This window comes from Bacillus sp. THAF10 (assembly GCF_009363695.1).
Classification (GTDB): domain Bacteria; phylum Bacillota; class Bacilli; order Bacillales; family Bacillaceae_I; genus Sutcliffiella_A.
In genome coordinates, this window is record NZ_CP045403.1 from 1,467,884 (window position 1) to 1,481,406 (window position 13,523).

Consider the following 13,523-nt stretch of genomic DNA (forward strand, 5'->3'; position numbering starts at 1 on the left):
AGATGACGGAAAATCAAGATATGGAAAAGAGATTAGTTGCTTTAGAAAAACAATTACATCTTCTGTTAGACTATTTAACAAAAAAAGAAGACAAAACCCAAGAGTTACACTACCATATCAAACATTTAGAGATTAAAGAAGCACACATAGACAAATTCAATTATCACCTTGATAATATTGATATTGAACAGCTGTCAGGTACCCTAAACATTGGCAATAATTTTGAGAATCCGAGTCATCGTCCTAAGGGGCAAATGGATTCTTTAAAAAAACTAATCCACGAAAAACAAATAAAGAAATCGAAACCAACTAAAATTACATCAACCGATAAAGATGGCATTACGTTAACAGAACAAAAAAGAGGGTATACCATTACCTTCGATACAAGGGGGAAGAGGAAATGAGTAGCTATTCTCCTAATTTTTTTATTGGAAATATTAGAATTGGTGTAGTGGAGAGCGCTTCATGCATTAATTTCGGTAACAATTATCCTGCAAACTTTCAAAGTAACAAAAAACATAATCAAGGCATTGGCAATATAAGCGGGGAACAACATGAAATTCATGGAACGAAAAGTCAAGTTAGTGATACTTCCGTCATTGACATGTTAGAGCTGTCAGAAAATAAAGAGCTCCCACAATGGTTGCAGGAGCTAATAAGTGAAAAGAAAATAAAAGAGACTTGAGAAAACACACTAATTACTAGATGTACTACGGATTGGCATATCCATTACATCAGGATCATGGACAATATTGACGTTAGAGTTAGAATGATTGTCTTCCCCAACCACTAATCCAAAACCCATATTTGTTTTTTGGTAAGTCCTCCAGTTAGCTTGAAGATTATCTCCAGTAAAAATCCCAGAGTTATTCATGATTGTCATTACTTCTATTTTATCAAGCAAAATATGAATAGGAGAGGCAGCCTTCTTTTTCATAGAAAGACCTCCTTCTAGAATTGAGCAGTTGGCTGCGGATTGTTAATCTCTGGGTTAGCAATAGGAGTATCAACCCCATCAGGATCAAATACAACATTACAAACATTTGTCACGGCAACGATACCGATTTCAATTCCATTTCCCATATTTAATTTTCCTTGAGTAGTCCAATCGGGCTGGTTGTTTTGCCCTGTGGCAACGGCCGAGCTTTGACTGATACTGTTAACATTTATTTGATTGAAAATAATGGATACTGGCATGTGCTACCTCCAATCCCCGTTTCGACGTAACCCTTTAGTGTACAGTATTCGAAAAAAATAAGGAACGTGACCAAAGAGATAAATTAACTGAAAATAAAAAATTGTTTATTGAAATTGAAATTGTCTATGTTAACATGTAATTACGGAACAAAAAAGGACTATTTCCTTTAAAGACATAATTAGCATTCACACGAAGGGAAGTGTTACATACCAATGATGATATCATCATTACCTACGTTAAACGAAACACTCCATCGAGAGCTTATTGATTTTAGGAGAGATCTTCATCAATACCCAGAAGTAAGTGGAGAAGAATATGAAACGGCAAAGAAAATCGCAGCACAGCTAAAGAAGAATGGTATCCCTTACCAAACAGGATATGCAAAGACAGGGATTCTGGGAATGATCAAAGGGGAGAGGCCAGGTCCGACGATTGCCCTTAGAGCCGACATTGATGCTCTGCCAATTACGGAAAAGGCAACTGTCCCATTCGCATCCAAAGTAAAGGGAAAAATGCATGCTTGTGGACATGATGCTCATACAGCCATGTTGTTAGGAGCAGGCATTCTCCTTAATGAAAAAAAATCAGAAATTGCTGGCACCATATTACTTGTTTTTCAGCCAGCAGAAGAAGCTTCCCCTACTGGAGGGGCGGAACCGATGATGAACGATGGAGTTTTTTCAGAGTATGAGCCTGATGTTATATTTGGCCAGCACGTATGGCCGGATCTGCCGGTTGGACAAGTGGGGATTCGAGATTTTGAAATGATGGGTGCAACAGATCGGTTTAAGGTGATGATTCACGGAGACGGTGGACATGCAAGTATGCCACATCAAACGAATGACGCGATTATCGCAGCGAATTATGTAGTCACCATGCTGCAAACAATTGTCAGTAGAAACGTCAATCCTTTAGAAGCAGCAGTAGTGACAATTGGGCGAATAGAAGGTGGATATAGATACAATTGTATAGCAGACTCAGTTGTGATAGAAGGCTCTATTCGGACATATAAAAAATCTATTAAACAAGTAGTGAAAAAAAGGTTTCATGAAATTGTGGACCATGCTGCAAAGGCTATGGGAGCAAGGGCTGAAATAGAATATATCGATGGATATGAAGCAACCATTAACACCCCAAAGTGGGCACAGCTAGTACGAGAAACTGCTCAGAATTTGTTACATTCAAAGAAAGCAACTCCGGACGTAGATCCTTCCTTAGGAGGAGAAGATTTTTCTCGGTTTCTGAAAAAATATCCAGGAGCGTTCTTTTGGCTAGGATGTGCTGTAGAGGGAAGAGAGCATCAAAAACCACTACATGATCCAAGCTTTGAATTTAATGAATTGGCCTTGCCTCTTGGGGTAAATATGTTTGTTGAAGTAACCTTAAAAGCGTTAGATAAACTCAGTAAATAAAAGATTCTCGTTAGATTGGAGGAAAGGAGCGAGGCATGTTGGAGAACGTCTCAGATTTTGTAACCGAAATATCTCCATCTTTACTATCGTGGAGAAGACATCTTCATAAGAATCCTGAACTTGGATGGCTAGAGTATGAGACAACCTATTTTATAGGATCTATCTTAGAGGAGTTGGGTTTTTCTCTTGCTGTTGGAAAGGATGCATTAGTATCAGAGGAAAGAATGGGAGTGCCTTCTGATGTAACACTTAAAATCAAAGAGGCTACCTCAAGAGAGAAGGGTGTACCAGAGGAATGGTTGCAGTTAATGAAAGATGGCCATACAGGACTGGTAGCAACATTAGATACAAACAAAGCTGGTAAGCATGTGGCTCTTCGCTTTGATATTGATGCCTTACCTATCGAGGAAAATAAAGAGCAGCAAGAAGAGCATTTTCCTTCCACCCACTCTTTTTCCTCATGTAATAGAGGAGTGATGCATGCATGTGCACATGATGGTCATACAGCAATAGGATTGGGCGTTGCAACCTATCTTTCCCGTCATCAAGATAAACTAACAGGGAAATATACCCTCATGTTTCAACCTGCTGAAGAAGGAAGCCGCGGCGCAAAGTCGATGGTTGCAAAAGGCTGGCTGGATGAAGTGGATTTGTTTTTAAGTGGTCATATTGGAATTTCTTCCATGAGAGTGGGTGAGGTAGTAGCATCTGCTCATGGATTCCTTGCCACCTCTAAAATCGATGTCAACTTTATTGGAAGCGCAGCACATGCAGGAGTTGAGCCTCAAGTTGGTAAAAACGCGTTGCTAGCAGCAGCATCTTCATCCTTGCATCTTCATGCAATTCCGAGACATTCTGATGGGGTGACAAGGGTGAATGTAGGTACTTTGCATGCAGGAAGTGGGAGGAATGTAATTGCAGATCACGCAGTTATGACATTAGAAACTCGTGGGGAAACCTCATTATTAAATCAATACATGGAAGATGAAGCTGTTAGAATACTGGAAAGTACCGCCAACCTATATGGAGTATCTGCGGATATTCAGCTTGTAGGTAAAGGGGTGGAAGCTGCTTGTGAAAATGGCTGGAGAGAAATTGTAGAAGATGCTACTAAAAATAGCACGAGAGTAAAAAAGGTGATTGAAACGGTACCCTTAAAAGCATCAGAAGACGTCGCCTATATGCTCAATCATGTGAGAAGGAATGGAGCAAAAGCAACTTACTTTGTCTTTGGCACGCCTTTGCCAAAGGGACATCATCATCCAAAGTTTGATTTTGATGAAGATGTTTTAGAAGTTGCACTTGACGTTTATCTTTCCACTATCCTATATCTTCATAACAACTAAAATTGCTACACTTTTCGTGAGGTGAGCTATGAAAATTAAAATTGGAATTATCGGTCCAGCTGATTCAATTGAGCGTATTTTAGCGGTAGGAAAAGAGTTTAGTAATGTTGAATTCTTATCTTTTCCTTATAAAGCTTTAGAAGAAATAGACGAAATTTTCCAACAAAATAAAAATATAGTGGAGCAATGGATGTTTTCTGGACAAGTTCCCTATTCCTATGCACTTGCAAAAAAATTGATAAAAAAAAGGGAAGGAAACTACCCTGAGCTTTTTGGTTCGAGTTTCCTAGGGACACTTCTGGAAGCTCATGTGAGGGAGCAAAAAATTTTTCAGCAAGTAAGTCTTGATACCATCAGACAGGATAGAATCGATATGAATAAAGCGTTTTTTTCTCTTGATTCCATGAGGTTTCATTCGTTTTCTTATGAAGGGTATGTTCCAGCTGAAGAGCTTATCGCCTTTCATAAAAACTTATTTGAAAAAGGGGAGATAGAGGTAGCATTCACTTGTATTCAAAAGGTATATCAAGCATTATCTGAAGCAAATATTCCTTGCTATCGCGTGATTCCATCCGACCTTGCAATATTATCCACGTTAGAAGTAATCATTGAACGGGCACGCTCACTAAGATATCGAAAATCACAAATTGCCATTTTAGGCGTTGAGGTGATTCATACTACGGCTTCTCTGGAAGAAATGCACTATTCACATAAAATGAAAATAAAAGAATTGGAGCTCAAACGGCTCATGCTACGATTTGCAGAAGATGTAAATGGCTCTTTTGTGCAATTTGGTGATGGTCTGTTCTTGTTATTTACTACAAGAGGGGAATTGGAATGGCATCTTGAAGGGGGTTCCCTGCTAGAACTGATGGAAGATATTCGAGTACAAAGTAATTTGGATGTCAGATTAGGATTAGGGTTTGGAGAAACCGTCCTTTCAGCAGAAGAAAATGTTAGACAAGCATTTCACCATGCGAGGCAACAATCCTCCACGCTTGTATGTGTAAACGAGGATAGGGAAGTTACCGAATTTACACATTCAACCGATAAGTTATCTTTTCACTCACGTTCTCTTGGTAGGGAATGGGAAGAGAGATTTAAGGATCTTCAAATAAGTCCAACAATCGTCTCGAAAATAAAATCATTAGCACACTATTATCAAAAAGAAGTGATTACTTCCCAAGAACTCGCAAAATGGTTGAAAAGCACAGAGCGTAATGCACGTAGAATTTTAATGGAAATGGAGCGCTCAGGTCTCGTCAAAGTTTCTGGGGAAGAACAATCAGGTCATAGAGGAAGACCTAGAAAGATATATGAATTAAGTTTCTTAAATTCATAAGTTTAGTTAGTATACCTTAATAAATGGGGATTTAGGGAGAAATATTCCATTTATCAAAAACTGCTGAAATGATTGAAAATTTAATTTATTATGAATCTAACAATTTTAGGAAGTATTTTGGAACATTTCCAAAAAAGGAGTGAGGAATATGAGTCAACTTCAAACAAAGCAGGATACATCGACCTCTGTTCTAGATCGAATACTAGGTGGAGTGGAACGAGTAGGAAACAAGCTTCCTGACCCATTTATGCTCTTTGTCTATTTAGCTCTTTTTATTGTCGGACTTTCTTTTATGGTAAAACAATTCGGGGTAACGGTCGAGCATCCAGGGACAGGGGAAGAGCTACCGATCAAAAGCTTATTATCTGCTGAAGGGATAGAGTTTATCCTCACATCCATGCTGACTAACTTTACTGGCTTTGCTCCTTTAGGCTTAGTGCTTGCGATGATGTTAGGAATCGGACTTGCCGACAAAGTAGGACTGATTGAAGCAGGGATTAAAAAAACGATATTAAATGCGCCAAAAGCGATTGTTACCTATGCGATTGTATTCACTGGGATACTAGGCAACCTCGCTTCTGATGCAGCTTTTGTCATTGTGCCACCTCTTGCGGCCATGATTTTCTATACCATTGGTCGCCATCCTCTTGCTGGTTTGGCAGCAGGCTTTGCCGGAGTAGGAGCTGGTTTTACGGCAAACGTCATTGTGGCAGGAACAGATGCACTTTTATCAGGGATTGCAACAGAGGCAATAAAGCCATTCGATGATACGTTGGTCGTTACACCTGTGGATAACTACTATTTTATGGTTACTTCTGTTTTTATCCTCGCGATAGCAGGTGCGTTAATTACAGAGAAAATCATAGAACCACGGTTAGGGATTTACAAAGGCAAGGTAGATAAAGAGCTTGAAGCGCCTAATCCGTTAGAAAGTAAAGGGTTGAAAAATGCGCTTATTGCGGGAGTTGTCTATATTGTACTCTTAGCGCTTGCGGTTTTCTGGCCAGAGTCTATTTTACGTAATGAAGATGGAGGCCTTGTTCCTTCATTGTTTCTAGAAGCAATTGTCCCCATAACCTTATTTTTCTTTATCATTGTAGGTGTAACATACGGGGCTACAGTCGGCAAAATTAAGAATACTAGCGATGTTCCAAAATTTATGGCGGAGTCAATGAAAGATATGGCTGGCTATATCGTTTTGATTTTCGCAGCGGCACAGTTTATTGCCTATTTTAACTGGTCCAATTTAGGAGTGTGGATTGCAGTTAATGGAGCTGATTTATTAGAAAGTATGAATCTGACAGGCATTCCAGGTGTGATTGGCTTTGTTCTTCTTGCTGCTGTGTTAAATCTAATCATTTTTAGTGGATCTGCTCAATGGGCTTTAATGGCACCAATTTTTATTCCAATGTTTTGGATGCTTGACTATCACCCGGCATTTATTCAGGCAGCTTTTCGTATTGCGGATTCATCTACAAATATTATTACTCCATTGAATCCCTATATGGTGGTTGTATTGGCATTTATGAAGGATTATGACAAGAAGGCAGGGTTAGGAACATTGATTTCCTTGATGTTACCTTATAGTCTTATCTTCTTAGGACTTTGGATAATCATGCTCCTCGTCTTTGCTCTGGCAGGTATACCATTTGGTCCTGGAATTGATATGAAAATCATGTGACTAGGCAAATGTACTATTTTAGAAAAATTATTCATGGATTGATTATCCCTCACATACCATATATAAATTTAATGGTAATGTGGGGGATTTGTGATGGTTTCCAAACAGATTACAGTAGTTATTGAAAATAGCCTTCATTCTCAGTTTTATCAAGCATTCGTTCAGATGGCAGGTCAATTTGTATCTGACATAAAAATTGTGCGTCACCAAAAGACAATAAACGCGAAAAGTTTAATGGGGTTCTTATCACTTGGGATTACAGATGGGAATGTTGTAACAATAAAAGCAGAAGGAACCGATGAGAAAGAAGCTGTTGAGTGCCTTTCTAGAATATTAAAAGGGGAAGAACCTCTTTGAAATCGCTGCAGGTGAATAACATATTCTCCTGCATTTTTTATTTAAGCTCTTTTCTAAAGGCTTGGAAAACAGCCTTTACAAAAGGAAAACTTTACATTTGAGAACGGACAAGTTCATGGTATACTCATCGAATATATACATGTAACAGGTTTATGATGCTATTATTCTTGGGTAAAAACCTTCGTATAACTAGAAATGGAGGAGAACATCATGAAAAACCGCGATTCCTTCTTTGATAATGCGAAGTTTATTTTAATCTTCCTTGTGGTTTTTGGTCATTTAATTTCACCATACCGCACAGATGATGAGTGGCTAGTGTCTATTTATCATTTTATCTTTATATTTCATATGCCTGCTTTCATTTTGCTTGCAGGTCATTTTAGTACAAACTTTCGCAAAAGAGGATATTACGTAAAAATAATTACAAGGCTCTTAATACCTTATTTAATTTTACAAACACTATTTACGCTGTATTATAATAAGCTATATGCTGATCCATCTATGACATTAGAATATTTCACTCCAAGATGGGCAATGTGGTTTCTATTAAGTATGATTGCTTGGAAGCTTTTATTGCCATTATTTGCTCGTTTTAAAGCACAGTATAGCATTCCAATTGCCATTTTACTTGGTGTTGGTATTGGATTTATCGATATCCCAGAGAGGTTTTTAAGTCTTGATCGAACTTTTTATTTCTTTCCTTTCTTTTTAATAGGATATTTTCTTACTAGAACAAATTTGTTTGAACGCTTAAAAGATGGTGCTTATCGTTGGTATGCTGCAGGCTTTTTGGTGACTGTGTTTGTAGCAATCTACATCTTGCTAGGCGGAATTGATGGTGCAAGTATTCTTTATGGAACGTATACTTTCGAATCAGCAGCTGACATGTTCCTACGTATTGGTATTTATGGTGGCAGCTTACTGGTAACCTTTGCATTTTTTGCACTAGTTCCTAAGCAAAAAAATATTTTCACAGGAATAGGAAGAAGATCCTTTTATGTATATATTCTGCACGGGTTTATCATCAAATGGTTCTTTGAAACAGTCATTGGTCAAACGATAAATTCTGCTGAAGGATATATGTTTTTACTGTTATTAAGTATTATTGTTACCGTCGCAACAGGTAATAAATATGTAGTGAAGGTAATAGCGGCACCTTTTGGATTTTTAAAAGAAACTCTTTCGATAAAAAATGGGTAAACCAAACCCACTCACCATAAAAGGTGAGTGGGTTTTTTATGTTATGGCGTTTGTTTTTCTAATCGTTTTCCCCCTCTATAGGAGCGGTAATGAATCACTAGCCACATGCCAGTCAGAGAGAGGATGGTGGATATTGTGATAATTACTGGAAGAAGGCTTGTGATTTTTGCCAGCATACTGTAAAGAATACCAAACGAGGCCATTGTTAGGATTACGAAAACAAAAGGAACTTTATGATTAAGATAAGTCATGATACCACTACCAGAAAGTACAAGAATTGCCAACAGAAAAAGCGCAATCACTGGAAAAAAAGATTCCATGTACTGCAAAACCTCCAATAAAATATTTTACATCTCTCTCCTATAGTATAGCATAAAATTTAGAAAAAATTCAGAAAGTAACACGATATGGATTGACACATTGTAAAAGGGAAAATATACTAAGAGAGAATATTGATAAAGGAAGGTAAACGGTGCGATGTGGAATTAATCTAATTTTTAGGAGTGTACTCATGCTATTAATAAAATGAGGAATCCCAGAGAATTGGATTAGTCTGCCCATTTTTTACCTATCATAAATTCAACAAATTAAACACTATCTCTATGTGTTTTTTGCTGTTGGCTTTTTTATGCTAGTAACAGACTTGTCATACTACCACCTCTCTAGGGATTCTAGGGAGGTTTTTTTAATGATTAATTTAGCTGCTCATTATTCATAAAAAATAGAAAAAGAAAATGAGGTGCTAGGTATGACCATATTAATACAAGCAAAACAGGTCGGTAAAAGCTTTGGAGATAGAGATGTATTAAAGGATATTTCCCTTGAAATAAGAAACGGAGAGAAAATTGGGTTAGTTGGTATTAATGGAGCGGGTAAAACAACGCTTATGAAGCTGATGATAGGAAAAATAACGGCAGATGTTGGTAGTATTTCTCGGAAAAACCCTACATTGAAAATAGGATATCTTCCGCAATCAACCGAATATGAACTCTTGAAGAATACATTACCTTTTGATAAGGAAAGAGACTATTTGCGTACTGCAAGTGAGCTGGGATTAAATACAAAGGTCCTAACCATTCAAGAAAACGGATTAAGTGGTGGCGAGCGTTTAAAATTATCATTGGCAAAAATATGGGCGGACCTTCCTCAAATGTTATGTCTAGATGAGCCAACGAATCATTTAGATATGAAAGGGGTAAGCTGGCTTGTTTCAGAGATGAAAAGTTTTCAGGGGGCCGCGCTTATCATTTCTCATGATAGATTCTTCTTAGATCAAACGGTAACAAAAATCTTTGAAGTGGAGAATGGGGAGCTGACCATTTTTGAAGGAAACTATACAGATTACCGTTTAGAGAAACAAAGGAGAATGGATCAACAAGCAAGAGACTATGAAAAGCAGCAAAGAAAAATAAATAAAATTGAAAATCAGATTGCTACGCTAAAGCAGTGGTCAGAAAAAGCGCATCGGGACGCTGGAAAAAGAGATAATCCTGGCGAAAGGAAGCAAATGGGCTTAAAGGAATATGAACGCGTCAAGGCAAAAAAGAAAGATAATCAAATTAAGTCGAAAACAAAAAGATTGGAATTGGAACTTCAACAAAATAAAATAGAGAAACCTAAAGAGGAGCAGGAAATTTTATTTGATTTTGAACACAGTGGAAAAAGAGGGAAAAGAATTTTAGAAGCAAAAGCTTTATCCAAATGTTACGGAGAACGGACTATTTTTCATGATAGTAATTTCTATGTATTACATGGAGAGAAAATGGGGCTTCTTGGCGATAACGGCACAGGTAAAACAACGTTTGTAAAAATGTTGCTTGGTGAAGAAGAAATTACAAAAGGATCACTTTGGGTCAGCTCCTCTATAAAAGTTGCTTATTTAAGTCAAGAAGTGAGTGATATGCCTGACAATATTACGGTAATGGACTATCTGGATTTGCAGGGCTGGGAAAATATCACGAAGGCAAGGACGTTGTTTGCAAACATGGGAATGTCAACGGAGAAGTTGAATAATTTGTTACAGGTCCTAAGCTTAGGAGAAAAAACACGAGTAAAGCTTGTTCAAATTATTATGAAGAAATATGATGTGTTAGTCCTTGATGAGCCAACGAATCATTTGGATTTACCTAGCAGAGAACAATTGGAGAATACTTTGGCAAATTTTCAAGGAACCCTGATTGTCATCTCTCATGATCGATACTTTATTGAAAGGCTTTGTGATAAGCTCCTACTTATTGAACAGAATCAAATTCACCGAGTGGAAACGGGACTAACAGAGTTTGATGCAAATAGAAGAAAATCTTGGGAGCCTTCTAAACAAGAAATGCAAGAAAGGCTTTCTATTTTGGAAAATAAGATTACCGAACTTCTAGGAAAAATCTCACTTGTGAATAAAGATAGTAAAGAATATTTGGAGATAGATAACGAGTTGAAGTCATTGATGAAATTAAAACGGGAAATAGGATGAAAAAAAGAGGCTGGGACAAAAGTGTTTTAGCCTAAGTAAAAACCGAACTGATTGGAGTATTTGATCAAATCAGTTCGGTTTTTTATGCTTCTACTTCTTAGATGACACCAGCGGTTGATTAGAGTGCAAGACGTAGACTCCTGTGGGAGAAGTGGACCCCACAGGCCAAGCAGAGGAGGCTCACGGGTCACCCGCGGAAAGCGAAGTCTTGCAGGGAAATCAATAGCGGTATTTAATGCCGTCATTAATATTGTTCGTCTTTTTTTATGTGTTTTTAAGTTTTGTCCCAGTTTCTTTCTAAATCTTTTAGGTTAGCTTTAATTTTTGTCCGATCTTTATTGTGTCAGATTGGAGATTATTTAAGTCTTTTAAAATCTTCACTGTTATTCCATATTTTTTTGCAAGTGAATACAACGTATTTCCTTTTGCCACAGTAATGGTAAAGCTTTCTGGGGCAGGAGATACATAGAGCATTTCTCCAGTTATTATAAGATTGGAAGTAAGCTCATTCCATTGCTTTAGTTTCTTAACGGTCGTGTTGTGTTTTTTTGCAAGAGCGTATAATGTATCGCCCTTCTTTATCTTAACGATTTTTGGTTCCTTGACTAATAATAACTGCCCCTTGTATATGGTATCGTGAGTAAGCTTATTCCATGTTTTTAATTCGTTCACCGTTATGCCATATGTTTTAGAAAGGGAATAAAGAGTGTCACTTTTTTCTACGGTGGATTTGAGAATTTCAGGAATCACTAATGTGTCACCAGCAATAATTTTTGATGATGATAAATCATTCCTTTTTTTAAGATCCTCAACAGAAATATGATACTTTTTCGAAAGACTATAAAGGGTGTCACCTTTTTTTATCGTAATTACTTCAGATGAAATATGAGCAGCATCAGCATTTTCATGAGAGGAAAGACCGATACTTGTTGAAATTCCTAGCGTTAGAGCTAATGCCAAAGCTAGCTTTTGATGTTTTTTCATGTTGTACACTCCTAGTATTTTTTTCTACATAAGATTTGACGTTTGGCATCGTATTTCGTCGCTTGTCTATAGAAAATAAAGAAGCCCATTTTTATTAGGCTCTTTTCTAAAAGATTGTTGCTATTAACTAGTAAAAAATCGATTAGGTTTTTTTTCCGTGATACAATCAAGAAAATTGCCAACCTATATTTAAAACTTTTTTCCACGAAAAGAGCTCGACGGCAACCATCATTGCGTGTTTCATATCTATACAAAATAGCAACAAAGTTTGCGATAACAGCCTTAATTTAAAAAAACCTGGAATGTCTCCAGGTTTTTCTTGGTTAATCTCTTACTTTCCAGTCAGTTAGTGCTTTTTGTTCCTTGTCGGTATGTAACCCGGCTTTTCTTTCATCACTTGTCCGTGTCTCTTCCCATTTCCATATATCTTGTATCGTATCCTCGAGTGGTCTAACAGAGAGCTTGTGCTGTATTGCTTTTTCAATGCTAATGGTCCCTGCTCCTTGCCATGGCTCTCCACCTTCTATTAACGGAAATTCCTCTGGTATCCAAAGGGGCATCTCTGTCCAAGGTGCTATCTTTTGATTTAATAAAAAGGTTTCATCAGCCCAAATAAATGTAGCGTTGGAATCGGTAACCGCTTTACATGTGTGTAGGAATTCTTCCATCGTAATGCTTGTTGTTGGCCCTGTTACATTAAATGTACCGGTTACTTTCTCATCAGCCATCTTGAGGATCCAGCTTGCCAAATCTCTAGCATCAATAAATTGGATGTTCCTTTCTTTACGTCCGGGTGCAAGTATTTCTCCACCTTGTGCAACTCTGTTGACCCAATAGGCGAACCTGTCAGTTAAATCATAAGGACCAACAAGCAAACCAGAGCGAACGTGGAGAATTTTATCTGACATATGTTGCTCTGCTGCTTTTTCACATTCCGCTTTTAACGCTCCATAATGAGCGTAGATTTCTTCTTGCGTTCCATAGCCAATTTGCTCTATCTTCTCTTGAGTTAAAGTTTGTACAGGATAATCTTCTGTTATCTTGTCAGGTATCCAATCCTTATAAACGGAAATACTAGAAACAAAGGTATAATGATCCACTTTATCTGCTAAAATTCTTGTTGATTCAGCTAAAGCCGTTGGAGTATATCCACAAGTATCAATAGCCACATCCCATTTTCCACTTTCCAAAAGAGACAGATCCTTATTACGGTCACCAACAATGGTTTCTACATGAGGGAAAACTTCTGGATGATTGCCACGATTAAAAAGCGTCACCTCATGTCCTTGCTTTAAAGCTTCTTCGACAATAAATCGTCCTAAAAAACGAGTTCCGCCTATCATTAGAATTTTCATCTGCATGCCTCCTGAAAGAATTGAATACATAACGTATTCTACTTTTAAAGGTTAATCCCTGTTTTTTGAAGAGTTTTGGTTCGTAGCAAAAAAATCTATTTACTTTCTACCGAAATTAGCATATATTAAGAATATTCAAGAAAACAAGAAAGCGAGGGATGTTGTATGAGCACATTTACTA

Annotated in this window: 14 protein-coding genes; 9 read left to right on the top strand and 5 right to left on the bottom strand. The window is 37.5% G+C overall.

The window, feature by feature from the left end:
- The first annotated feature begins 2 nt into the window (after positions 1-2).
- Together gerPC and FIU87_RS07745 are read left to right on the top strand one after the other, a co-directional pair.
- The gene (gene gerPC, locus FIU87_RS07740) at positions 3-404 is read left to right on the top strand and encodes a spore germination protein GerPC (RefSeq protein WP_172970997.1); all 402 of its coding nucleotides are present in this window, start codon (positions 3-5) and stop codon (positions 402-404) included.
- Entirely contained in the window at positions 401-685 is a 285-nt protein-coding gene (locus tag FIU87_RS07745; RefSeq protein ID WP_152444052.1) for a hypothetical protein, read from the top strand. Before gerPC ends, FIU87_RS07745 begins: the two co-directional genes overlap by 4 nt.
- A 9-nt stretch (positions 686-694) precedes the next feature.
- Here FIU87_RS07745 and FIU87_RS07750 read toward each other — a convergent pair whose 3' ends face one another.
- Together FIU87_RS07750 and FIU87_RS07755 are read right to left on the bottom strand one after the other, a co-directional pair.
- Positions 695-937, bottom strand: a complete 243-nt coding sequence (locus FIU87_RS07750; RefSeq protein ID WP_152444053.1) for a hypothetical protein — start codon at positions 935-937, stop codon at positions 695-697.
- A 14-nt stretch (positions 938-951) separates the two neighbouring features.
- Positions 952-1,197 (bottom strand): hypothetical protein, encoded by a 246-nt coding sequence (locus FIU87_RS07755; protein ID WP_152444054.1) that lies wholly within the window; start codon positions 1,195-1,197, stop codon positions 952-954.
- A 216-nt stretch (positions 1,198-1,413) separates the two neighbouring features.
- On the opposite strand from FIU87_RS07755, the gene FIU87_RS07760 reads away from it, so the two are divergent.
- The 6 genes from FIU87_RS07760 (at position 1,414) to FIU87_RS07785 (ending at position 8,536) form a co-directional block, all read left to right on the top strand.
- Positions 1,414-2,610, top strand: a complete 1,197-nt coding sequence (locus FIU87_RS07760; RefSeq protein ID WP_152446466.1) for a M20 metallopeptidase family protein — start codon at positions 1,414-1,416, stop codon at positions 2,608-2,610.
- Between the two features lie 35 nt (positions 2,611-2,645).
- Entirely contained in the window at positions 2,646-3,956 is a 1,311-nt protein-coding gene (locus FIU87_RS07765) for an amidohydrolase (RefSeq protein ID WP_152444055.1), read from the top strand.
- A 28-nt stretch (positions 3,957-3,984) separates the two neighbouring features.
- Entirely contained in the window at positions 3,985-5,298 is a 1,314-nt protein-coding gene (locus FIU87_RS07770; protein ID WP_152444056.1) for a helix-turn-helix domain-containing protein, read from the top strand.
- A gap of 148 nt (positions 5,299-5,446) precedes the next feature.
- Entirely contained in the window at positions 5,447-6,979 is a 1,533-nt protein-coding gene (locus tag FIU87_RS07775) for an AbgT family transporter (protein WP_152444057.1), read from the top strand.
- A 93-nt stretch (positions 6,980-7,072) separates the two neighbouring features.
- A complete protein-coding gene (locus FIU87_RS07780; protein ID WP_152444058.1) occupies positions 7,073-7,336 on the top strand; it encodes an HPr family phosphocarrier protein in 264 nt (87 codons plus the stop codon).
- Between the two features lie 210 nt (positions 7,337-7,546).
- Positions 7,547-8,536, top strand: a complete 990-nt coding sequence (locus FIU87_RS07785) for an acyltransferase family protein (RefSeq protein ID WP_152444059.1) — start codon at positions 7,547-7,549, stop codon at positions 8,534-8,536.
- 41 nt (positions 8,537-8,577) lie between these two features.
- On the opposite strand, the gene FIU87_RS07790 is transcribed toward FIU87_RS07785, so the two are convergent.
- Entirely contained in the window at positions 8,578-8,856 is a 279-nt protein-coding gene (locus tag FIU87_RS07790; RefSeq protein WP_152444060.1) for a hypothetical protein, read from the bottom strand.
- A gap of 428 nt (positions 8,857-9,284) precedes the next feature.
- Here FIU87_RS07790 and abc-f point away from each other — a divergent pair, with 428 nt between their 5' ends.
- Entirely contained in the window at positions 9,285-11,003 is a 1,719-nt protein-coding gene (abc-f, locus tag FIU87_RS07795) for a ribosomal protection-like ABC-F family protein (protein ID WP_152444061.1), read from the top strand.
- Between the two features lie 306 nt (positions 11,004-11,309).
- Here the strand turns inward: abc-f and FIU87_RS07805 are convergent, their stop codons facing one another.
- Both FIU87_RS07805 and FIU87_RS07810 read right to left on the bottom strand, forming a co-directional pair.
- Positions 11,310-11,987: a LysM peptidoglycan-binding domain-containing protein gene (locus FIU87_RS07805; RefSeq protein WP_152444063.1), complete on the bottom strand. Its 678-nt coding sequence runs from the start codon at positions 11,985-11,987 to the stop codon at positions 11,310-11,312.
- 323 nt (positions 11,988-12,310) lie between these two features.
- Positions 12,311-13,342 (bottom strand): SDR family oxidoreductase, encoded by a 1,032-nt coding sequence (locus tag FIU87_RS07810; protein WP_152444064.1) that lies wholly within the window; start codon positions 13,340-13,342, stop codon positions 12,311-12,313.
- Positions 13,343-13,523: the final 181 nt, after the last annotated feature.